This window comes from Pandoraea communis, assembly GCF_902459745.1.
Taxonomy (GTDB): Bacteria; Pseudomonadota; Gammaproteobacteria; order Burkholderiales; family Burkholderiaceae; genus Pandoraea; species Pandoraea communis.
Genome location: NZ_CABPSJ010000005.1, coordinates 321181 through 341823, shown reverse-complemented (window position 1 = coordinate 341823; position 20643 = coordinate 321181). Strand labels below are relative to the sequence as shown.

General features: G+C 63.5%; 17 protein-coding genes, 1 pseudogene and 1 riboswitch. Of the genes and pseudogenes, 12 read left to right on the top strand and 6 right to left on the bottom strand.

What is annotated here, in order from left to right:
• Window positions 1-198 precede the first annotated feature (198 nt).
• Entirely contained in the window at window positions 199-663 is a 465-nt protein-coding gene (locus PCO31110_RS19505; RefSeq protein ID WP_010805898.1) for a DUF995 domain-containing protein, read from the top strand.
• A gap of 321 nt (window positions 664-984) precedes the next feature.
• Here the strand turns inward: PCO31110_RS19505 and PCO31110_RS19500 are convergent, their stop codons facing one another.
• The 4 genes and pseudogenes from PCO31110_RS19500 to PCO31110_RS19485 form a co-directional block, all read right to left on the bottom strand.
• Window positions 985-1125 carry a DUF3563 family protein gene (locus tag PCO31110_RS19500; protein WP_010805897.1) on the bottom strand — a complete coding sequence of 47 codons (141 nt, stop codon included), beginning with the start codon at window positions 1123-1125 and terminating at the stop codon, window positions 985-987.
• Window positions 1126-1606: 481 nt separating this feature from the next.
• Window positions 1607-1993 (bottom strand): annotated as a pseudogene (gene cueR / locus PCO31110_RS19495) (Cu(I)-responsive transcriptional regulator); the annotation flags it as partial.
• Window positions 1994-2000: 7 nt separating this feature from the next.
• On the bottom strand, window positions 2001-2807 hold the full coding sequence (locus PCO31110_RS19490; RefSeq protein ID WP_081636286.1) for an endonuclease/exonuclease/phosphatase family protein: 807 nt from the start codon (window positions 2805-2807) through the stop codon (window positions 2001-2003).
• 175 nt (window positions 2808-2982) lie between these two features.
• Entirely contained in the window at window positions 2983-5505 is a 2523-nt protein-coding gene (locus PCO31110_RS19485) for a heavy metal translocating P-type ATPase (protein WP_150691188.1), read from the bottom strand.
• 271 nt (window positions 5506-5776) lie between these two features.
• Here PCO31110_RS19485 and PCO31110_RS19480 point away from each other — a divergent pair, with 271 nt between their 5' ends.
• The 3 genes from PCO31110_RS19480 (at window position 5777) to PCO31110_RS19470 (ending at window position 7910) form a co-directional block, all read left to right on the top strand.
• The gene (locus tag PCO31110_RS19480) at window positions 5777-5977 is read left to right on the top strand and encodes a heavy-metal-associated domain-containing protein (RefSeq protein WP_010805893.1); all 201 of its coding nucleotides are present in this window, start codon (window positions 5777-5779) and stop codon (window positions 5975-5977) included.
• A 219-nt stretch (window positions 5978-6196) separates the two neighbouring features.
• A riboswitch (FMN riboswitch) is annotated at window positions 6197-6376 on the top strand.
• A gap of 97 nt (window positions 6377-6473) precedes the next feature.
• Entirely contained in the window at window positions 6474-7205 is a 732-nt protein-coding gene (gene ribB / locus PCO31110_RS19475) for a 3,4-dihydroxy-2-butanone-4-phosphate synthase (protein WP_150691187.1), read from the top strand.
• Window positions 7206-7343: 138 nt separating this feature from the next.
• The gene (locus PCO31110_RS19470; protein WP_150691186.1) at window positions 7344-7910 is read left to right on the top strand and encodes a PaaI family thioesterase; all 567 of its coding nucleotides are present in this window, start codon (window positions 7344-7346) and stop codon (window positions 7908-7910) included.
• Between the two features lie 121 nt (window positions 7911-8031).
• Here the strand turns inward: PCO31110_RS19470 and PCO31110_RS19465 are convergent, their stop codons facing one another.
• Window positions 8032-9819: a cation:proton antiporter gene (locus tag PCO31110_RS19465; RefSeq protein ID WP_010805890.1), complete on the bottom strand. Its 1788-nt coding sequence runs from the start codon at window positions 9817-9819 to the stop codon at window positions 8032-8034.
• Between the two features lie 113 nt (window positions 9820-9932).
• Between PCO31110_RS19465 and PCO31110_RS19460 the strand changes: the two genes are divergently transcribed.
• The 4 genes from PCO31110_RS19460 to PCO31110_RS19445 all read left to right on the top strand — a co-directional run bounded on the left by PCO31110_RS19460 (window position 9933) and on the right by PCO31110_RS19445 (window position 13244).
• Window positions 9933-10313, top strand: a complete 381-nt coding sequence (locus PCO31110_RS19460; protein ID WP_150691185.1) for a hypothetical protein — start codon at window positions 9933-9935, stop codon at window positions 10311-10313.
• A gap of 69 nt (window positions 10314-10382) precedes the next feature.
• Window positions 10383-11093 carry a GntR family transcriptional regulator gene (locus tag PCO31110_RS19455; protein ID WP_010805889.1) on the top strand — a complete coding sequence of 237 codons (711 nt, stop codon included), beginning with the start codon at window positions 10383-10385 and terminating at the stop codon, window positions 11091-11093.
• 2 nt (window positions 11094-11095) lie between these two features.
• Window positions 11096-12481 (top strand): amidase, encoded by a 1386-nt coding sequence (locus tag PCO31110_RS19450; RefSeq protein ID WP_150691184.1) that lies wholly within the window; start codon window positions 11096-11098, stop codon window positions 12479-12481.
• Between the two features lie 250 nt (window positions 12482-12731).
• Window positions 12732-13244 carry a disulfide bond formation protein B gene (locus PCO31110_RS19445; protein WP_010805887.1) on the top strand — a complete coding sequence of 171 codons (513 nt, stop codon included), beginning with the start codon at window positions 12732-12734 and terminating at the stop codon, window positions 13242-13244.
• Between the two features lie 89 nt (window positions 13245-13333).
• Here PCO31110_RS19445 and PCO31110_RS19440 read toward each other — a convergent pair whose 3' ends face one another.
• Window positions 13334-14299 carry a LysR substrate-binding domain-containing protein gene (locus tag PCO31110_RS19440; protein WP_010805886.1) on the bottom strand — a complete coding sequence of 322 codons (966 nt, stop codon included), beginning with the start codon at window positions 14297-14299 and terminating at the stop codon, window positions 13334-13336.
• Between the two features lie 207 nt (window positions 14300-14506).
• On the opposite strand from PCO31110_RS19440, the gene xdhA reads away from it, so the two are divergent.
• From xdhA to PCO31110_RS19420, 4 genes are all read left to right on the top strand, one after another.
• The gene (gene xdhA / locus PCO31110_RS19435) at window positions 14507-15979 is read left to right on the top strand and encodes a xanthine dehydrogenase small subunit (RefSeq protein ID WP_150691183.1); all 1473 of its coding nucleotides are present in this window, start codon (window positions 14507-14509) and stop codon (window positions 15977-15979) included.
• Between the two features lie 12 nt (window positions 15980-15991).
• Complete coding sequence (gene xdhB, locus PCO31110_RS19430) at window positions 15992-18340, top strand: xanthine dehydrogenase molybdopterin binding subunit (protein WP_150691182.1); 2349 nt, start codon at window positions 15992-15994, stop codon at window positions 18338-18340.
• Window positions 18340-19419, top strand: coding sequence for a xanthine dehydrogenase accessory protein XdhC (gene xdhC, locus PCO31110_RS19425; protein WP_150691181.1), 1080 nt, complete (start codon window positions 18340-18342; stop codon window positions 19417-19419). The genes xdhB and xdhC overlap by 1 nt, the downstream gene beginning before the upstream one ends.
• Before the next feature lie 95 nt (window positions 19420-19514).
• Window positions 19515-20555, top strand: coding sequence for an adenosine deaminase (locus PCO31110_RS19420; protein ID WP_010805882.1), 1041 nt, complete (start codon window positions 19515-19517; stop codon window positions 20553-20555).
• Window positions 20556-20643: the final 88 nt, after the last annotated feature.

The window sequence follows — 20643 nt, the reverse complement described above, 5'->3', positions numbered from 1 at the left end:
CCGGACATGCGGTCGTCGCTTGATCGTGTGTCCGGGGTGCGCCGACTGTGCAGACCGCGGCACGTCGCCTATAGTGGTAACGCATCACGAAGCAAAACTCGGACCGATAGCTACACCGTGCCCCGAGCACGGGACGATAACGCCTGACGACGCATGCGCGCGCGTCGGGCGTCAATCAAGCTACGTCCAGGAGTCATCATGTTTCCCCGCTTTGCTTCCCCCATCATCGCCTTCGTCGCCAGCGGCCTGCTCGCCCTGTCGACATTCGTATACGCCGACCCGATGCGTCTGTCCGACCTCAAGGACGCCAACGGCCAGCAACTCAGCGTTGACGACTTGCGTTTGCTGATGCCCGGCGCACATATCACCAACGTCATCAACAACGGCAGTACGCGCAAGTGGATCAACGAGACCAATGGCACGCTCAATGCCACGAGTGATAACAAGGGCAATCTCGGATCGGGGGGACGCCTGGTCCAGGTCGCCCACGCCACCGGCACCTGGTCGGTCAACGACAATGGATCGTATTGCGTGAACCTGGAATGGCGGGCGCTCACCGAGAATTGGTGCCGCTTCATGTTCAAGGTTGCTGACAAGTACTACGGCGTGACGTCGCTCGCCAACGGGGCCGCGATCGCCACCGAGTTCACCATTGAGAAGTAAACAGTGGCCCCGCCGATGAAAAACGCCCCGGTACGGCAGTCAGACCGGGGCGCGACCGCCGACTTCGTTTTCCGTCGTCATCGTCAAGAGGGATGCTTGGCGTTGCATTCGCCCCCATGTGCCGCGTAAACGACAAAGCCCGCCAAAATGGCGGGCTTACGCGAGCCAATCCTTGGAAACCGCAGGGATTGGCATCCGGACTTACGGTTGGGCGCCGTCGCACGTCATCACATCGATGACGGGAATCGCCCAGTGTGACGATCGACTTGCCTGATTGCGCCAGCGACGACCGTTCGTCCGGAACGACTTGCTACAGACAGCTTAGAAACCGGCGGTTTCCAGCGTGCGGATACGTTGTTCCAACTCAATGATGTCCTTCGACTCAGCCAGGAACGCTTCACGACGACGGCGTTCAGCAGTTTCGAACCAAGTATTCACGACTTCAAACAGGGCGGCAAACATGGTGTTTCTCCAATTTATTTAGTGTGCTGCATCGCAGCAGTGCTTCGCATTATATAGGGTTTTCCATTTAAGGGTTATACCCTATATAGAAAAATCACGAAAAATCTGCTAGAAGCATGTTTCGAATGCAGTCAATTCCAAATAAATTTCATAAAAATCAATAACTTAAACAACATTCAGCGCAACACAACACCTCGCTGCGGCGCACTGTCGCAGGGACAGAAAAAAATACGGAAAATAAAAAAGCGCCGCTACCGCGGCGCGTCATGCTGGATTCTGGACGCCAGTGAATGGCAGCCCATGCCATTTATCCCTGAGGAATCTGACGGGCCTGAGCGTCGCCGTCACCGACCGGGCTATCCGTTGGGGCAGCGGATTCGACGGCCGCAGCCTTCGATGCAGTGGCTTTCTGCGCAGGACTACAGGACGTCATCGGACTAGCGGAACACTCTGTCTTGGCGCCCGGATTGCCGGGAAGCGCCGCGGCAGCAATGCCTTCCAGTATCGGGCAATCGGGGCGGTCATCGCCGTGGCAATGCATAGCGAGATGCGAAAGTGTGTCTCGCATGGCCACCAGTTCGCCAATGCGCTGATTGAGTTCGTCGACATGAGATTGGGCAAGCGCTTTCACCTGCGCGCTGGAACGGCCGCGATCCTGCCAAAGTGCCAGCAACTGGCGGATCTGGTCGATCCCGAAACCCAATCGTCTCGACTGGCGAATGAACCGAAGCAGATGAAGATCCTGCTCGCCGTATCGCCGGTAACCTGCCTCGGAGCGAGGGCTCGGAGGCATCAGGCCGATACTCTCGTAGTACCGGATCATCTTGGCCGTCACGCCGCTGGCCTGTGCCGCTTGTCCGATGTTCATGACTGCCTCACTGGGGGGAACGAGGGTTGAACGACGGGGTGGAGGAACCGTTCATCGCCTTGTCGTCACCTGACAGCACAAGCCGGGCGCTGATAGGCGCGTGATCGGAAATCCGTGACCAGGGACGCCCGCGCAAGACCTGCGCCCCTTCGATATGAAAGCCGCGTGCATAAATGCGGTCAAGTCGCAAAAGCGGCAATCCACTCGGGAAACTACGTGCAGGACGCCCCACACTGTTCTGAAACACCTCGGTCAGCGCCAGCTTTTCCGCCAGCAACCGATCCGCCTGATTGCTCCAATCGTTGAAGTCGCCCGCGATAATCAACGGCGCATCGGCGGGAATGGCATCGGCAACGCGCTCCGCGAGCATCTCGAACTGGCGTCGGCGGCCGCGACCTGCCAGCGACAAATGCACACACAGGCAATGCAGCGGCTGCTTCAGCCCCGGCACGGCAATCTCGCAATGAAGCATGCCGCGCTTCTCAAAACTATAGGTCGTGATGTCGTGGTTGTCCGATCGGACGATCGGATAACGACTCAGAATCGCGTTGCCATGATGCCCGTGCTCGTAGACGACATTGCGTCCATAAGCGTGATCGAGCCACATACCTTGCGCCAGAAACTCGTGTTGCGGCTGTACCGGCCAATTACTGTGGCGCACGGCATGCCGCTGGTGCATACCCTGCACCTCCTGAAGAAAAACAAGATCCGGTGCAAGCCCCTCCAACCCTGCGCGCAATTCGTGAACACGCAAACGGTTGAATACGGAAAACCCCTTGTGGATGTTGTAACTCGCGATATGCAGACTATTCATATTCGGCAGCATTAACCCCGCGCCAAAAGACAGACGATATCAGCTAGATGATGTCGCTTTCGACGATTTTCAAGCCAGATGGAAATCCGGGCGAAACGCCGGCAGAACCTTCTCCGCGCCTCACCCATGATCGTTTCATTATGCGCCGTTCACCTTGTGCCGGGGCAAACCACCCTCAGGCGCCAGCGCGACGGGCCTCGCCAATACCCCTGACAGCGCTCGCATTGACCTCTTGCACCACTGGGCGCCACCGGCGCAGCAGCAGCGCATTGCTCACCACACTGAAACTGCTGAGCGCCATCGCCGCACCGGCGATCACCGGATTCAACAGACCGAAGGCCGCCAGCGGAATGCCGATCACGTTGTACGCGAAGGCCCAGAACAGGTTCTGACGGATCTTCGACCACGTACGACGGGAGACATCGATAGCATCGGCAACTCGCAGCGGATCGCCGCGCATCAGCGTGATGCCCGCCGTCTGCATCGCGACATCGGTACCAGACCCCATCGCGATTCCAACATCGGCTGCGGCGAGTGCCGGGGCGTCGTTGATGCCGTCGCCAACCATGGCTACGACCACACCGTTGCGCTTGAGTTGCGCAATCACCTCCGCTTTGCGCTCCGGCAGCACGTCTGCATGAACCTCATCGAGTCCCAACGCCTCGGCCACGGCCTTGGCACTCCCCGCGTTGTCTCCCGTGATCATCACGCAGCGCACCCCCAGGGCGTGCAATCGGTCGATGGCCGGGCGCGCCGTAGCTTTGATCGTATCGCCAAACGCGAGCAGCCCGAGCAACCGCGCCGCACCGGCGTTAGTGCTCTCGCCGCCGGTCTCCACCAGCCACGAGACGGTACGCCCCTCTGCCGCCAGACGCTTGGCCTCCCCGGCCAGCGCTGCCTGCGAGATGCCCAGTTCGTCGAGCAACCGGGCATTGCCCAATTGCAGCCGATGGACACCGCGCAGTTCGCCCACCCCACTCACGTCGCCCGCGTCCTCGACACGCGCGCGCATCCCTCTGCCAGGCAACGCGGCAATCTCGGAAGCCACTGGTATTGCCGAGGTCAGCCCGGCCTCCTCTGCCGCCGTCATCACCGCCTTCGCCAGCGGATGCGAACTCCCCGACTGCACCGCAGCGGCCCAGCGCAACAACGTCTCGGCGCTCGTGCCCGGCGCAGGCAGATGGGCCACCAGTCGCGGTTTGCCTTCGGTCAGCGTCCCTGTCTTGTCGAAAGCAACGACACCGATACGGTGTGCCAGTTCGAGCGCTTCGGCATCCTTGATGAGAATGCCATGCCGCGCTGCCGCGCCCGTGCCCACCATGATCGCGGCAGGCGTTGCCAGCCCCAGCGCGCACGGGCAAGCGATGACCAGCACCGCCACCGCATTGAGTAGCGCTGCCTCGAGGCCGATACCCAGCATCCAGCCAACGACGACCGTGGCAATCGCAATAAGCACGACCACCGGTACAAAGACCGCAGCCACCCGGTCGACGGCACGTTGAATCGGTGCCTTGCCGGCCTGCGCATCTTCGACCATGCGAATGATCCGGGCCAGTGCCGTATCGGCGCCGACAGCCGTCGTCTCCACCCGCAGCGTCCCGGCCCCATTGATCGAGCCACCGACAACTTTGTCACCGGCCGCTTTGTCGATGGGCAACGGCTCGCCGGTCAGCAACGATTCGTCGAGTTGGCTGGCGCCGTCACGAATCTCGCCGTCCACCGGCACACGCTCACCGGCACGCACCACGACCCAGTCACCCACTTTCACTTGCCCCAACGGCACCGTGACCTCATTCGCCGCACCGTGCGGGTCTCGCAGCACCTGCGCCGTCTCCGGACGCAACGCCGCAAGCGCGCGAATCGCTTCCACGGTACGGCGCTTTGCCCGCGCTTCGAGCCACTTGCCGAGCAGCACCAGCGTAATGACAACAGCCGCTGCTTCGAAATACAGATGCGGCATGCCGCCCGCAGGCGCGCGCCACCATTCGTACAAGCTCAGACCGTAGGCCGCAGACGTGCCCAAGGCCACCAGCAAATCCATATTGCCGCTACCCGCGCGCACCGCCTTGTAACCTGCCCGATAGAACCGCGCACCGAGCCAGAACTGCACCGGGGTGGCGAGCAGCCACTGCAGCCACGCCGGTGGCATCAGATGAATGCCGAACGGCTCGAGCAACATCGGCAACAGCAACGGCAGCGATAGCACCGCCGCCACGGCCACCGGCCACCACGCTGGGCCTTCCTTCGACGTCGCAGCCTGCGCCGGGTCCGTCACCTGCGATGCTTCGTATCCTGCCTTCTCGACGGCCGCAGTGAGCGCAGCTACGTCGACAACCCCGCGAACGCCGCGCACAGCAGCGCGTTCCGTCGCCAGATTGACGTTGGCTTCGACTACGCCCGGCACGTTCCGAAGCGCTTTTTCCACACGCCCCGCGCACGACGCACAGGTCATGCCGCCAATCGCAAACTCGAAGGATTGCTCTGCAATTTGATACCCCGCGTCGCTCACGGCCGTCTCGACCGCACCGAGCAACGCCGCCGGGGTTACGTCGGGCGCGGCCTCCACGGCCGCCGTCTCGGTCGCAAGATTCACGTTGGCACGGGCCACGCCCGGCGCACGCCGCAACGCCTTCTCGACCCGGGTCACACACGAAGCACAGGTCATGCCCTCAATACCGACCAACCAGTTCTGATTCATCTCAGGATCTCCAGGAAGACTGTCATCATGTGTCACACCATAATCCTTGCCATGACAGGAAGGTCAAGTGGCTCGCGTCAACATGTCGCAGCCTTCACCATGACAGCCTCGCTAACCCTCACGATAGCGCGCCCGGAGCCGCCCAGGTTTGGGCAGCGTCTGAGCGATCGCCCGAATCCCCTGAAAAAAGCGCTTGAGCTTCCCGCTGTAGGAAGGTCTATCATCGATTTGTCTGATCAGTGCCACCCAAACCTCTTTCAAGGAGTCGAACATGCAAGTGCAAGTCGAAGGTATGAGCTGCGGTCATTGCGTCAAAACCGTCACGCGGGCAATCACCGAGCGCGACGCTGCGGCCAAGGTCAACGTAGATCTGAGCGCGGGTCGCGTGGACGTCGAAAGCCGCCTCTCGCCGGCTGAAGTCAGCGCCGCCATCACCGACGCAGGTTACACGGTGAAAGGCACCGCGGCCTGAGCGTCGTCCGGCAGGTCAGATGCCGCAAACCTCACTCGACGTTGCGGCATCTGGCGCCCCTACTGCCAGCGAATCGTCCGGTCCTGCCCCGTTCCACAATCCCACGCGCGCCGCGTAGTCTTCCCTGCAAACCCGCGACACCTTGTGCTACGCTCTTTCTCGCCGAATACGCTCGGACGCCACGCGATAAGTCACCGCGCGGCACTGCGCGTGCGGCATACACGTCTTCAGGGCGGGGTGAAAATCCCCACCGGCGGTATGTGACACCGCGCAGCGGAAGCTGCGTTCGTCATGAGCCCGCGAGCGCTTGCCACCGTCGCTTTCGTGACACCGGCAGGGTCAGCAGATCTGGTGCGAAGCCAGAGCCGACGGTCATAGTCCGGATGAGAGAAGATGCGTCGATACCCGCGTGCCATGGGATGCGATTCCATGGCGACGTCCGTTCGCATGCCCCGAAAACGTTTTTCGCCCGATTGACTTACGCGAGGAGCGTTTCATGTCCGTTACCACCAGTACGACCCAAGCTGCACCGCAAGACACCGTATCGGCCCCTACGCCAGGCACAGCCGACGATCTGCATGCCTACCCGGCATTCACCCACCTGCCGCCCGTCGAAGTCCGTCTGGCCGCCTCGCTCCAGGCGATGCGCGAAGGCCGCCCAGTCATTCTGATGGACGATCTCGACCGCGAGAACGAGGCCGACCTGATCGTCGCCGCCGAGAAAATCACCCCGGCCACCATGGCCATGCTGATTCGCGAGTGCAGCGGCATCGTCTGTCTGTGTCTGCCTGACGAGACCCTGCGCCGTCTTGATCTGCCGCCAATGGTCGAGCAAAACCAGAGCCGTTACGGCACGGCGTTCACTGTGACCATCGAGGCTCGCCAAGGCGTGAGCACAGGCGTGTCCGCCGCCGACCGCGTGACCACGATTCGTGCCGCGATTGCCAATGACGCCCAGCCCTCCGACCTGTCTCGCCCAGGCCACGTCTTCCCGCTGCGTGCGCAGCCGGGCGGTGTGCTCACACGCCGGGGCCATACGGAAGGCTCAGTCGATCTGGCGATTCTCGCCGGTCTGAAACCCGCCGCCGTGCTGTGCGAGTTGATGAATCCGGACGGGACGATGACGCGTGGTGCAGACATCGAACGCTTCGCCGAGCAACACGGTCTGCCGATCCTGACCATCGACGAGTTGGCCAACTATCGCCTCAGCCACGCGCAAGCGGCCTGAGCCTGTCTGAGCCAGCGTGGAGGGCGCTCCGGCGCCCTCGCCTCGACGCTTCCCTCTAACGCGGAATGCCCCAACGCCCCCCGCGACTTCTATAATCGGGCATATCGCTAGCATTATAAAAGTAACGAGGAAGACACCATGAATACCCGAGCGGATGCTGCCACCGTACTGGCGCAGTGGGAAGCCGACGAAGCCGCCGTGCGTGAACGGATCGCCCGCAATGGCCCCTTGCGTTACGGCGTGGCAACGCCGTCCGACGTGATCGGTCTGACCGGTCAGGAAATGTTTCAGGCGATGTTCGACGGCAAGCTGCCGATGCCGCCGATCAGCGAGACGCTCGGCTTCATCGCCATTGAGGTCGCGAGCGGCCGCGCCGTCTTTCAAGGCCGCCCGGCGTTGCCGTATTACAACCCGCTCGGCTCCGTCCACGGCGGCTGGTACGCCACCCTGCTGGATTCCGCCGTCGCTTGCGCAGTGCATTCGACGCTACCCGCCGGACGCAGCTACACCACGCTCGAACTCAAAACCAACATGGTTCGCGCGCTCACGCACGACGTCCCCTGCGTGCGTGCCGAAGGCAACATCGTTCAGGTCGGACGCCAGGTCGGTATCGCCGAAGGCCGCATCGTCGGCCCGGACGGCACGCTCTACGCACACGCCACGACCACCTGTCTGATCTTCGATTTTCCGCCCCGCAAGGCCTAGGCAAGCGCAGCGCGGTCAAATAAAAAAAGCCCGCCGGGGGTAATCCCGGCGGGCTTTTCATTGCACTTGCCCCGCGCTTGCCCCACACCCGACACGCTATCGCGGCGAGCGTGGGCCCCAATCAATGCGACGACGGACCGCCACCTTGCTGCTCACTGTCGGGCTGATGTTCGAGCGTCTCTTTGAGGGCGATCTGGAGCTTGGCGTGCATGCGCACGAACCAACTGCGCATCACGATGGCCAGCACCACCGTGCCCGCGACGATCAACGCGATCATTTCCGTCGACGGCAAAATGCTTGCCGACAAAGCCGCTACCAGCAGGATCACCCCAACCATGGCGGCAATCGGCAGGATCTCGGCCACCACGCGGCGCACCTGAAGCGTATACCGGCCGGTCAGGCTCGGCGGCACCGACAACTCGACGAGCAACAGCGAGAGCGACTTGAGCTTGCGGTACACCGCAATCAGGAACGGCAGCGACAGCACCAGCGCCGCCCCCCACACCACGGCACTTTGCAGGCTCGGGTCGCGCACCCAGGGCGACATCAGGTCGGCCAGCCGACGGTAGAAGAACGCGCCACCGAGGAAGATCGTGACGACCAGCGCCAGATTGATGGCAACGCTCACCACGATACGCCGCACGATCGTGACGAGCGCAGCACTGTCACCGGTCAGTTGAATGCTCTGCAGCCACTGCGTGTACTGCCCCAACACGTAGGACAGACGTCCCGGCATCGCCCGGCCAAGCCATCCCGTCACCGGATCGGCGCTCTTGATCAGATACGGCGTGAGCAGCGTCGTGATGACCGACACGGCCACGGCAATCGGATAAAGGAAGTCGCTCGTCACCTTGAGCGAAAGTCCGAGCGACGCGATGATGAACGAGAACTCTCCGATTTGCGACAGGCCCATGCCCACACGCATCGACGTACGCCCATCCTGCCCGGAGAGGTACGCTCCCAGACCGCACGACACGATCTTGCCGATCACCACCGCCAGGGTGATGACCAGAATCGGCCAAATGTATGTGACGAGGACATGCGGGTCGAGCAACAGGCCGATGGTGACGAAGAACACGGCGCTGAACATGTCGCGCAGCGGTGCAACCAGCCGCTCGATCGTATGCAGCTCACGCGCCTCGGCCATGATGGCGCCGATCAGGAACGCACCGAGCGCCACGCTGTAACCCATCTGGATGACCAGCAGGCAGAAGCCGAAGCACAGACCCAGCACGACGATCAACAGCATTTCGTCGCTCTTGAACTTCGCCACGTACGCGAGAATGCGCGGCACGAGCAGAATGCCCACGACGAGCGACACCACCATGAACAGCAGCAGCTTGCCCAGCGTAAAGGTGGCTTCACCGGCATCGACCGAGCCGCTGATGGCAATGCCCGAGAGCAGCGCGATCATGCCGATGGCGAGCACGTCTTCCACGATGAGCACGCCGAAGATGAGCTGGGCGAAACGCTCGCGCTTCATGCCGAGTTCGTCGAGCGCCTTCACGATGATGGTGGTCGACGAGACGGCGAGCATCGCGCCGAGGAAGATCGAGTCCATCGCCTTCCAGCCGAAGAATCGTCCGATCTCGTAGCCCAGCCAGAGCATCAGTACGATCTCGGTGATCGCGGCCACGAATGCCGTCACGCCAACCCGCGCGAGCTTGCGCAAGCTGAACTCCAGCCCCAGCGAGAACATCAGGAACACAACACCGAGTTCGGCCAGGATGCCGATGGTCTTCTCATCATGTATCAATGCGAACGGCGGCGTATACGGGCCGATGATCACACCCGCCACGATATAGCCGAGCACGACCGGCTGCCGGAACCGGTTGAAGATGACTGTCACGATGCCCGCCAGCAGCATGATGACGGCCAGATCCTGAATGAAGTCGATGGCGTGATGCATCCGATACGTTCTCCCCGCGGCGTTTTACGCCGATATTGCTGTTCTTGACTCCACGCCGGTCGCACGCCGCGCCCCTGCCGGGCCGCAGCGATTAACACAAGACGTGATGCTTGATGAAGGTGGGAAGCCGGCCGCTTGCAGCCGGCTTGATAGACGTTGCGTTCGTTCGCCCGGTCGCCCATGGCGAACCCGCCGCCGGGGGCGCTGGCCTGCGCATCCCCGAAAGGGCTCCGGCACGACGGCCGAATTGGCAATACCAGACGAAATACCGGCCGAAAACTGGCGCCAAATCAATATACGCGATGGGCGAACACGCGCGCAACCCAAGATTGACGGGGCTTTTCATAAAAAATTCCCGTTTTTTGCCACTTGCGACGAAATTTTTCTTCTTGCTTTTTGTCTCGTCGACATGTGAAATATCACAACAATATCAATCGAGTTTCACGGAGATTGCCGGCTATGCGTTTTTATCCGTCCTTCAGAGGGAACCGTGACGGCATCGATACGACCGTCGATGCGGCCATCGCCACGCAGCCCATCACCGGCTGACGCCTCCCCAACAGATGCCCAACGACACGCCCTTCGAACCCGGCCACGCCACAACGGCAACGACCAGCCTCGCCGATTCGCCGGCGATCGCTGACGGGCGCAGCCTGACGCAGCGCGCTTACGAAGCCATCAAGCACGACATCATCACGTTGCGTCTGCGCCCCGGCGAAACGCTCAACGAAGCACAGTTGATGCAGTCGACGGGACTGGGGCGCACCCCTGTGCATCAGGCGATGCACCGGCTCGCGCTTGAGGGGCTACTGGTCATCCTGCCGCGCAAGGGCGCGATGGTCGCGCCCGTCTCGCTCAACGACGCACTCGAGATCATCGACGTTCGCATGATCAACGAAACGTACTGCGTGGAATTGGCTGCGCGCGCCGCCACGCCCGACGACCTGGCGACCATCGAAGCGGTGCTGGCTCGCTCGCGCGAGGCGATTGCCATGCGCGATGTCGCGGCGACGATGTGTATCGACCGCGACTTCCATCTGGCGATCTCGCGCGCTTCGCGTAATCAGACGCTCGCTGAGCTGTTACGCGGACTGCACGAGCGCTCGCTGCGCTTCTGGTTTCTCGCACTGTCGACGCCGAGCCATCTGGAAGGCGTGTACGAGGAACATCTCGAACTGTTCGAAGCACTCGCCGCGCACGACGCCGAACGCGCCCGCCGCGCGATCACCCGTCATATCGAAGAATTCCGTACCCACATCCTGAAAGCGATCTGACCATGAGCACCGACGCCATCGATCTGCAACGCCCCCTGTCCGAACTCGCCGCCGCGCTCGACGCCGGGCGCACCACCAGCCGTGCATTGACCGAGCAAGCGCTCGCCCGTATCGCCGATCCCGCCGGTCAGGGCAACGTCGTCTTCACGCAATTCGACGCCCAGGCCGCGCGTCACGCCGCCGACGGCCTCGACGCCCTGCGCCGTGCAGGCGCGCGCCTGTCGCCGTTGATGGGCATTCCCGTGTCGGTGAAGGATTTGTTCGACGTGGCCGGGCAAATCACGCGCGCGGGCTCCAAAGTCCTGTCCGGCGCCGCCCCGGCCAAGCACGACGCCCTCGCCGTGGCACGGCTGCGCCAAGCGGGTGCAGTGATCGTCGGCCGCACCAACATGACCGAATTCGCTTTCTCGGGTCTGGGCCTGAATCCGCACTACGGCACGCCGCGCTCGCCGTGGCAGCGCGAGGCGGGTCATATTGCGGGAGGTTCGTCGTCGGGGGCGGCCGCATCGGTGGCCGACGGCATGGCTGCTGTCGGACTCGGCACCGATACGGGCGGCTCGATTCGCATTCCGTCGGCGTTCTGCGGTCTGACGGGATTCAAGCCGACGGCCGCGCGCACGCCACGCGACGGCGCGCTGCCTCTCTCGACGTCGCTGGACTCGGTCGGCCCCATCGGCCGCTCGGTCGACTGCTGCGCCTGGGTTGACGCCATCCTCAGCGGCAACACCATCGACGAGACCCCGGCCGCACCGCGTGACGTGCGCGGCATGCGCTTCGGCATCTTGACGAACTTCGTGCTGGATGGCGCAGAGCCCGCTGCCATCGCGATCTACCAGCGGGCACTCGCCGCGCTCGCCAAGGCAGGCGCCACGCTCGTGGAATTCAGGTTCTCGCCGTTCGACGGCCTGCCCGCAATGAACCGCTTCGGCTTTTCTCCCATCGAGGCTTATGCATGGCACCGCACGCTACTCGCCGAACGCGCGCAGGATTACGATCCGCGCGTGCTGGTGCGTATTCGCAAAGGTGAGCCGGCCAGCGCCGCCGATTACATCGACCTGCTGAACGCGCGCGCCGCGCTCATCGCAGCCGCAACCCCCGTTTGGCAAAGCTTCGACGCCGTGCTGTGCCCGACGGTGCCGCTCACGCCGCCGGCCATCGCGCCGCTCGAAGCGAGCGACGACACGTTCACGGCGACCAACGCCTTGGTTCTGCGTAACCCCACGGCCATCAACATGATCGACGGCTGCGCGTTTTCGCTGCCGTGTCAGGGCGCAGGCGAAGCCCCCATCGGCCTGATGGTCAGTGCAGCGGCGGGCGACGACGCGCGCCTGTTCCCGGTCGGACGCGCCATCGAGCACGCCCTGCGCTCGGCACATCTTGGCGGTTGATGCCACGCGTACCACGCGTTTAGGCACCGGCCACACGCGCGCGGGCGGCTGCACCGCCTGCGCGCTCGCGCAGCATGGTGGTTTGTGCTTCGCCGCACCGCACGAAAGCGTCTGATTTTCGAGCAAAAAGTTCCGTAATTTTTCGACTCACGCACGAATCGGGCAGGGGTTACAATGCCAGCCCAAGTGCCTGCCGCCCAGCGTCATGCGGGTTTTGCGGGATTCGTGATCGCCCACCGCCCGAAGTGAAATGAACGCTCAAATCGACCCGGCCCTGCGCCGCGAACGCCGGCTGTACCTCCTGCTCACCGTGGTCAGCCTCGCCCTGCTGGGCGGCGCGCTGTATTTCCAGTACGTACGTCACGAAGACCCATGCCCGCTGTGCATTCTGGCGCGTTACGCACTCGTGCTGATCGCGATCTTCGGTCTGGTCGGCGCAGCCTCGCGCAGTTGGGCTGGCATTCAGTTCGCACGCGTGCTTGCTGCTTTGTCGGCCATCGGCGGCATGGCCGCTTCAGGCTACCTGATCTACGTGCAAGCCAATCCGCTGGTGAGCTGCGGATATGACGTGGTCGAAGCCTTCGTCGATGCCTTACCGACATCGCGCATGCTGCCGCAGTTATTCCAGGTGCAGGGAATGTGTCAGACGGTGTACCCGCCGATCCTCGGCCTCACGCTGCCGATGTGGTCGCTTGCCGCGTTTGTCGTGATTTTCCTGTCGCTGGCGCTGCGTCGTCCGCGCCGCGTGATTTCGTTGCGCTAAGTCGTTGCGCTAAGACTTCGCCGAGCATGACTCGTGTCACCGGCCGTCTGCCTCCGGGCGACGGTCGCGTCCCTCCCGCCTGCGTTCCCTCAGGGCCGCGCCAGTGCAGGCGCTTCCGCCCCGCCACCGTTCGCAACGTCCAGCTCCGTCGCCACATCCGCCACTCGCCTGCGCAACCACGTCACCTCCGGCGCGGCATGCGTGCGCTCGTGCCATAGCTGATAGAAGCGCATCGGCGGAAAGGCAAAAGGGGACGGCAACACACGAATCGGCAAATACCGTGCGTAGTGCTGCGCGAACTGCCGCCCCGTCGTAAACACCAGATCGGTGCGCATCAGTACATACGGCACGAGTCCGAAGTACGGCATCGTCATCTGGATATTGCGACGCAGCCCCTGCTCCGCCAGACATCCGTCGATAAAGCTCTGACGCTCGGCCACGTAAGGCGTGGGCGCCAGATGCGGCAATTCCAGATAATGCTTAAGCGAAATGCCCTTGCTCGCGAGGGGATGCTGCGCGCCGAGCATGCAGACCACTTCATCGTCGAACAGACGCGACATGTGCAGTTGCGGCGGCGGCTCCAGCCAGTTACCGATGACCACGTCGAGCGAGCCGTTCTCCAGTGCGCCGGCATAGTCGAAGCCCGCATTGATCGGCTGCACGTGCAGCCGTGCCGAGGGCGCGTCGCGACGCAGCACTTCAGCGATGTTGGGCAGGAAGACGGCGTCGAGATAGTCGGGCGCGCCAAGGCGAAACGCCCGCGTGGTGGTCTGTGGCGCGAATTCCGTGGTGGGATGCGTAATGCGTTCGATGGCGGCCAGCGCATCGGTCGCGTAGCCCAGCAGCTCCCGGCCGCGCTCGGTGGCCACCATACCGCTCTTGCCACGCACCAGAATGGCGTCGCCGGTGATCTCGCGCAGGCGGCGCAGCGAATTGCTGATGGCCGGCTGCGACTGGCCGAGCTTGAGCGCCGCACGTGAAACGCTTTGTTCGGTCAGCAGCGTATGAAGTACCCGCAGCAAGTAGGCGTCGATCTGTTCGCGGGGTCTTTGCATGGGTTGGGACGCTCTGGAGGCATGTTGAACGCCAGATGACGGCGGATTGAGCCGTAGTTTATGACAATGCCGGGTCATCGGGGCGCCCGAATAGGCATCATCATGGCCCCGAAATATTTACCTCCCCGGCCGGTGCTATCTTCGGCTCATCCCCACGCCGGCCAAGACCCGGCGCGCCTGCAATCCCACTGCACTACACTGAGAACCATGGAGACACAAGCCATCCGCTTCTATTACCGCGGCAAGGTGCACGAGGTCACTGGCGAGGCCACGACCCGCACCGTGCTTCAGTACACGCGCGAAGACCTGCATTGCACCGGTACCAAGGAAGGGTGCGCCGAAGGCGATTGCGGCGCCTGTACGGTCGTGATCGGCGAGTTGGCCGACGATGGCAACGTGGCCCTGCGGGCAGTCAACGCCTGCATCCAGTTCCTTCCCACGCTCGACGGTAAAGCCCTTTTCACCGTCGAAGACCTGCGTGCGCAGGATGGCACCCTGCATCCGGTGCAACAGGCGCTCGTGGACTGTCACGCCTCGCAATGCGGCTTCTGCACGCCGGGTTTCGTGATGTCGCTGTGGGCCATGTATCTGAATCGTCCGGCAAATACCGGCTGCCCGAGCCGCCGTGAGATCGACGACGTACTGTCCGGCAACCTGTGCCGCTGCACGGGCTATCGGCCTATCGTCGACGCTGCCCAGAAAATGTTCGACCTGCCGCGCCAGGCATTCGACCGCGCGTCGCTGGCGAAGCAGCTTCAGGCGTTGCAGCGCGGCGACACCCTGACGTACGAGCACGACGGTCACGTTTTCCATGCCCCGCGCACGCTGGCCGAAATGGGCCGCCTGCGCGCCGCCTACCCAGACGCGCGCATCCTTGCCGGCAGCACCGACGTCGGCCTGTGGGTCACCAAGCAGTTCCGCGAACTGAAGCACCTGATCTATCTCGGACAGGTGGCGGAACTACGCGAGATTTCCGAAGGTCCGAACGGCATCGATATCGGTGCGGGCGCCCTGCTGGGCGATGCTTTCGATGCGCTCGTCAAACACTATCCGGAACTGGCGGAGATGCGTCAGCGCTTTGCCTCGTTCCCGATCCGCAACGCCGGAACGCTTGGCGGCAACGTTGCGAACGGCTCGCCCATCGGCGACTCGATGCCGGGGCTGATCGTGCTCGGCGCCCGCATCGTGCTGCATCGCGAAGGCGTTGTCCGCGACATGCCACTGGAGGACTTCTACCTGGCGTATCAGAAGACAGCGCTCCAGGCAGGCGAATTCGTTCAAGGCATCCGCGTGCCGCTGCCGGGGGCAGCACAGCGTTTTCGCACATATAAACTGGCCAAGCGCTTCGATCAGGACATCTCGGCAGTGTGCGCCGCGTTCGCGGTCGAACTCGACGGCGATACCGTGCGTTCGGCCCGCGTGGCCTTCGGCGGTATGGCCGCCACGCCGAAGCGCGGTAGCGCCGTCGAAGCGGCGCTAGTCGGACAGCCCTGGACCGAAGCCACCGTGCGTGCAGCGATGGCAGCGTTGCCCGCCGACTATCAACCGCTCTCGGACATGCGCGCGACCAGCGCCTACCGGCTCGCGGGCGCGCAGAATCTGCTGTGTCGTTTTTTCCTGGAAACGCGCACCGATGCGCCGCTGGCGGCACACGAAGTCAACGCGTTCGCCAACGTCTAACCGGAGTTGCCCATGAACAAGCAAGTTGAAGACTTCATGACGCAGACCGGTGCCGCGAGCACGGCCGGTGCTCAGGTTGGCCGCTCGCGTCCGCACGAGTCGGCCGAACTCCACGTGGCCGGCGAAGCCACCTACACCGACGACATCCCCGAACTGCAAGGCACGCTGCACTGCGCCCTCGGGGCTTCGCCCAAGGCGCACGCCCGCATCCTCTCACTCGATCTCGACGCCGTGCGTCGCGCACCGGGCGTGGTCGCCGTGCTGACTGCGGCCGACATTCCCGGTGTCAACGATTGCGGTCCGGTCGTTCACGACGACCCGATTCTCGCCGATGGCGTTGTCCAGTACATCGGTCAACCGATGTTCGCCGTGGTGGCCGAGTCGCATGACGCAGCGCGGCGCGCGGCGCGTCTGGCCAAGGGCGAGTACGAGGACCTGCCCGCGATCCTCACGCCGCAAGCGGCCAAGGCCGCAGGGGCCGGCGTGCTGCCGCCGTATCACCTGCACCGCGGCGACGCCGATGCCGCACTGCAAGCCTCACCGCACCGGTTGACCGGCACGTTCGAATGCAACGGGCAGGAGCAGTTCTATCTCGAGGGGCAGATCTCATACGCGATTCCGAAGGAAAACGACGGCATCCACGTCTATTGCTCGACGCAGCACCCAACCGAAATGCAGGCATTGGTCTCGCACGCACTCGGCTGGCACAGCCATCAGGTGCTGGTCGAATGCCGTCGCATGGGCGGTGGCTTCGGTGGCAAAGAATCGCAATCGGGCTTGTTCGCCTGCGTTGCGGCGCTGTGCGCGACACGTCTGAAGCGTCCGGTGAAGCTGCGTCTCGATCGCGACGACGACTTCATGATGACCGGCAAGCGTCACGGTTTTTACTTCGAGTACGACATCGGCTTCGACGACGATGGCCGAATTCAGGGCGCGAAGGTCGACATGACGCTGCGCGCAGGTTTCTCGGCCGACCTGTCGGGGCCGGTCGCCACGCGTGCCATCTGCCACTTCGATAACGCCTACTTCGTGCCCGACGTCGACCTGCGTGCGCTGTGCGGCAAGACGAACACACAGTCGAACACGGCGTTTCGCGGCTTTGGCGGCCCGCAGGGCGCCCTCATCATGGAAGTCGTGCAAGACGCCATTGCCCGTCATCTGGGCAAGGACGCCCTCGATGTACGCCGCGCGAACTTCTACGGCAAAACCGAGCGCAACGTCACGCCGTACGGGCAAGTGGTCAAGGACAACGTTATCCACGAACTCGTTGCAGAGCTGGAACAGTCGAGCGACTACCGTGCCCGGCGCGAGGCCGTAAAGGCGTTCAACCGCATGAGTCCGGTGTTGCGCCGCGGCCTGGCGCTCACGCCGCTCAAGTTCGGCATTTCGTTCAACGTGCAGGCCTTCAATCAGGCGGGTGCGCTGGTACACATCTATCGCGACGGTTCGATGCTCGTGAATCACGGCGGCACGGAGATGGGTCAGGGTCTGAACACGAAGGTCGCGCAGGTGGTGGCGCACGAGTTGGGCGTCGATCTCTCGCATGTGCGCGTGACGGCGACCGACACCAGCAAGGTGGCGAACACATCGGCCACGGCGGCATCGACCGGTGCCGACCTGAACGGCAAAGCGGCGCAGAACGCCGCCTGGCAGATTCGCCAGCGTTTGGCCGCGTTCGCCGCGCAGAAGTACGGTGGCTCGGCCGACGATGTGCGCTTCGCCAACGACATCGTCAGTGCGAACGGCCATGACATCGCCTTCCCCGATCTGGTGGAAGCGGCCTACTGGGCGCGCGTGCAACTATGGTCTGACGGCTTCTACGCCACGCCGGGCCTGTCGTGGGATGCCGCGACGATGAAAGGCAATCCGTTCTACTACTTCGCTTATGGCGCTGCCGTCTCGGAAGTGGTGCTCGACACGCTCACCGGCGAATGGCGCCTGCTGCGCGCCGACGTGCTTCACGACGCCGGCAAGTCGATCAACCCCGCACTGGACATCGGGCAGGTCGAAGGCGCCTTCATCCAGGGGATGGGCTGGCTGACGACGGAAGAGTTGTGGTGGAACAAGGACGGCAAGCTCATGACGCACGCCCCTTCCACGTACAAGATCCCTGCCATCAGCGATTGTCCGGCGGATTTCCGCGTGGCGCTGTTCGAGAATGCGAACGTCTCGGACTCGATCCATCGCTCGAAGGCCGTGGGCGAGCCGCCGTTGCTGCTGCCGTTCTCGGTGTTCAATGCCTTGCGCGACGCGGTGGCGAGCGTGAACGACTATCGCGACGAGCCGGTGCTCAATGCACCGGCAACCTCCGAAGCGCTGCTCATGGCGATCACCGAACTGCGCACACGGAGCGCCACCTGATGCATCGCTGGGTCGACGCCGCCCACAAGCTGCTGGTCCGCGGCGAGGCCGCGGTATTGGTGACGATCGCACGCGTGGAAGGCTCTGCGCCGCGCGAAGCTGGCACGCATTTGCTCGTGACGCGTGAGCATGTGTGGGAGACCATCGGCGGCGGGCATCTCGAATGGCGGGCGATGGACGTCGCCCGCCAGTTGCTGCGCCAGTATGGGCAGCAAGGCGCACGGCACGTCGAGCGTTTCGCGCTGGGCCCGAGTCTCGGCCAGTGCTGCGGCGGCGTGGTGACCCTCGCCTTCGAAGTGCTCACGCTGACCGATCTCGCGTGGGTGAGCGCACTGCACAAGCGGCTCGCGGCAGGCGAAGCGAGTCTGCGCAGCGTGGCATTCGGGGCGCCGGGAGCCGACGCGGCAGCCAGTCAGCACCAGGGCGGCCCCGTCCTGCTGACCGAACTCGGCCCGAACGAAGCGCTGGCGCACCCGCACACCCTGACCCGCGATGCCGACGACGCCGCCTGCTCGTTCTGGCAAGGCAGCGATGGCTGGCTCTGGCTCAGTGAACGCCTGGCACCCAGCGACTTCCATATCGTGTTGTTCGGCGCCGGACACGTCGGGCAAGCCCTCATACAAGTGCTGGCCACGCTGCCGTGCCGTGTGACGTGGGCTGACGAGCGCACCGAGACCTTCCCGGAAACCGTGCCGCCGAACACGATGGTGGAATCGACGGACACGCCCGAGGCCATCGTCGCCGAAGCACCGCCGAGTACGTATTTCCTTGTCATGACGCATAACCACGCGCTGGATCAGCGGCTATGCGAAGCCATCTTCAAACGCGACGACTTCGCATACTTCGGCCTGATCGGGTCGATGACGAAACGCCGTCAGTTCGAGCACCGCTTACGTGATCGCGGGGTGCCGCCCGAACGTTTCGAACAGATGATCTGCCCCATCGGGGTCGCAGGTATCACCGGCAAGGCACCTGCCACGATCGCCATTGCGGTCGCGGCGCAACTGCTGCGCGTGCGCGAGCAGCAGGTGCGCCAAAGCGCACCGGTATCGCCGCAGGCCACCGGTCTGCCCGTCTGAAAACGGCGCGGCGGGCGGGCGCATGCGCTCGCGCGTGACCGGCATTCGCTCACAACGGTAGAATCCCGCCCATTCCCCCACGACAAGACCTATCCATGCCACTCACGCCCGAACTCGCCAAGACCCTTTGCGCCATGCCCAAGGCGGAGTTGCATCTGCACATCGAAGGCACGCTGGAGCCCGAACTGATCTTCCGGCTCGCGCAGCGAAATCGCGTCACGCTGCCGTATCCGAGCGTGGAAGCGCTGCGCGACGCCTACGCCTTCACCGATCTACAGTCGTTCCTGGATATTTATTACGCGGGGGCGAGCGTATTGCTCACGGAAGACGACTTCTACGACATGACGCGCGCCTATCTCGAGCGCGCGGCGGCCGACAACATCCGTCACACCGAGATCTTCTTCGATCCGCAGACGCACACGGTGCGCGGCGTATCGATGGAGACCGTCGTCAACGGCATCGAGCGAGCGCTGGCCGAAGCCGAGGCGCAACATGGCATCACCAGTCGCCTGATTCTGTGCTTCCTGCGTCACTTGCCCGAAGAAGACGCCCTGCTGACACTGGAAACCGCCCTGCCGTATTTCAACAGCCACGGACACCGCCTCGTGGGCGTGGGGCTCGACTCCTCCGAACAAGGGCACCCGCCCGCCAAATTCGCACGCGTGTTCGAGCGATGCCGGGCGCTGGGGCTGCGCATCGTGGCGCACGCCGGCGAAGAAGGTCCGCCCGAGTACATTCACGAAGCGTTGGACATGCTGCACGTCGAGCGTGTGGATCACGGCGTGCGGGCGATTGAAGACGAAGCGCTGCTGGAACGTCTGGCCCGCGAGAAGATCGCGTTGACGGTGTGCCCGCTATCGAACGTGCGTCTCAAGGTGTTCGACGACATGGGGCAGCACACCCTGCACCAGTTGCTCAAACGCGGCCTCGCCGTGACGATCAATTCGGACGACCCGGCCTATTTCGGCGGCTATCTGAACGAGAACTTCCTGGCAACGTTCGACGCGCTGGATATGACGCTCGACGACGCTTACACCCTGGCGCGGAACAGTTTCGAAGCCTCATTCATCGACGACAGTGAGAAACGCCGTCTGGTCGGCGAACTGGAGCGTTTTCGCGCTGCGCAAGCGGCGTAGCCCCCCCCCGTAATTCCTGCAAATACCGGCAAGCCCCGCCTTCGCCCGGCAACACGCAAAACGCCCGAGATCTTTCGGGCGTTTTTTC